This window comes from Paraburkholderia rhynchosiae, assembly GCF_002879865.1.
Classification (GTDB): domain Bacteria; phylum Pseudomonadota; class Gammaproteobacteria; order Burkholderiales; family Burkholderiaceae; genus Paraburkholderia; species Paraburkholderia rhynchosiae.
The window spans coordinates 1-1,931 of record NZ_PNXY01000091.1 but is presented as its reverse complement, the minus strand read 5'-3'; the positions used below and the strand labels follow the sequence as shown (position 1 = coordinate 1,931).

At 62.0% G+C, this 1,931-nt stretch carries 2 protein-coding genes and 1 pseudogene; all 3 read right to left on the bottom strand.

Annotation, left to right across the window (positions count from 1 at the left end; translation table 11 throughout):
• A partial coding sequence (locus C0Z16_RS36890) for an SDR family NAD(P)-dependent oxidoreductase (protein ID WP_146014424.1) occupies window positions 1-353 on the bottom strand: 353 nt, incomplete at its 3' end.
• Between the two features lie 69 nt (window positions 354-422).
• Window positions 423-1,424, bottom strand: a complete 1,002-nt coding sequence (locus tag C0Z16_RS36885; protein WP_102636836.1) for an NADP-dependent oxidoreductase — start codon at window positions 1,422-1,424, stop codon at window positions 423-425.
• A 59-nt stretch (window positions 1,425-1,483) separates the two neighbouring features.
• A pseudogene (locus tag C0Z16_RS36880) lies at window positions 1,484-1,931 on the bottom strand (SDR family NAD(P)-dependent oxidoreductase); the annotation flags it as partial.

The following is a 1,931-nucleotide window of genomic DNA, read 5'->3' as shown; positions in this document are numbered from 1 at the left end:
GAGGTCATGTTGAGTTGGACGAGCTCCGCGTCGCGCGCCCAGTCGACCTCGTCGAAGCGGCGGAAGTAGCCGAATCCGGCGTTGTTGATCAGGATGTCGATCGGGCCGCATTCGGTGGCGGAGGCCCACAGCGCGCGCGCGGCATCGGGCTTGCCGAGATCTGCGATAACGATCTCCACCTTTACGCCCTTGCAGGTCGCGGCGACCGCGTCGAGTGCGTCACGGCGCCGCGCCGTCAACACCAAATCAAAGCCGAGCGCCGCGAGTTCACGCGCGATTGCCGCGCCAATGCCGCTAGATGCGCCGGTCACCAGCGCGCGCTTGCCAATGTTGGCGGTTGGGTATGTACTCAATTCGTTCTCCTTATTGTGTCAAAGAATTGACGCTAAGTTATCCTGGGACGTTGCCCTTGCTGACGGCCTCTATCTCATCTTGACGACGACCTTGCCCCTGGAACGCCCCTGGGCAAGGTATTCAAGGGCTTCCTTTGCCTGCTCGAATGGAAACACCTTGTCGATCACCGGCCGGATGCGCTCTTCCTTGAGGAGTTCGCCGATTTGGGCGAGTTGATCGCCATCGGGACGCACGAACAGAAATGAGTAAGTGCAGTCCCGCTTTTTCGCAAGGCGCATGATCTTGCGGCTCATCAAGCCGAAGACGAACGTCAGGAAGAAGTTCAGCCGTCGAGCGCGTGCGAACGCCGCGTCCAGCGGGCCGACCAGAGATACCACCGTGCCTCGCGGCTTGAGGATATCGATGGCTTTCCCTAACGCGTCATCCCTGACCGTGCCAAGCACCGCGTCGTAGCCGTGTAGCACTTTCTCGAACTCCTGCTTCTTGTAGTCGACCACCTCGTCTGCGCCAAGGCTGCTCACCAGTTCGACGTTGCCCGTGCTGGTGGTCGTTCCCACCTTGGCACCCAGGTGCTTTGCCAGCTGAATCGCAAACGTGCCAATACCGCCGGAGCCTGCCGGGATGAACACTTTTTGACCGGCCCGAAGATTGGCCCGTTCGTTCAGCGCTTGCCACGAGGTGAGTCCGACCATCGGGATCGATGCCGCCTGCACGAAGTCGAGGTTGGCCGGCTTCATCGCGGCAGCGCTCTCCGGTACCACCGCGAACTCGGCGATCGAGCCCGTACCCAGGTCGAAGATGCTGGCGAAGACGGCATCGCCGGGTCTGAAGCGCGTCACGCGGCTGCCGACCTCCGTCACCACACCGGCCAGATCGCTGCCCAGCGTAGCCGGAAGCTGGAACCGAAGGACGGGTTTGAAGATGCCGGTGGGGATAACGTTGTCGACCGGGTTCACGGCCGCAGCGTGGACCTGAACGAGCAGTTCGTTGGGCTTGAGCGTGGGGCGGGGAACGTCCGAAATCCCGATGTCGGGCGACTTGCCATAGCGTTTGAAGGTGAGTGCTTTCATGGCCCTTCTAGTTCCTGTGGTAGCGAGGTTGGTGAATGGCGTGTCGAAACGGTAGCCGCCTAGGCGTCAAGCTGAAGGTCTTTGCGCACCCCGGCGTCCAGCATACTGGCGGGCGCAAACCTGCGCAGCAGGCGCAGGCGGCCGGCCATCCCGGGAGCGTAGTGGGTCTTGGGCTGCGCGGCGGTGGCCGCCTTCAACACGATGGCGGCCACCATCTCAGGTCCTTCTGCGCCACCGATGCCTTTCTTTGAGCCGCTGCTCCATGCCCGCACGAATTTCGCGGTACATGTCCAGCGGTGCATCGGGCTGCATCAGATTCGCTTCGAACGGCGTGTTGATATAGGGCGGCTCCACAACCGAGACGCGAATGCTTTGCGTGCGCAGTTCATGGTCTAGCGATTCCGAATAGCCGGCGACCGCGTGCTTGGTGGCGGAGTACAGCGCCATATAAGGTGCGGGTAGGAACCCCACCACGGAGCCCATGTTGATGATGCGACCACTCCCCTG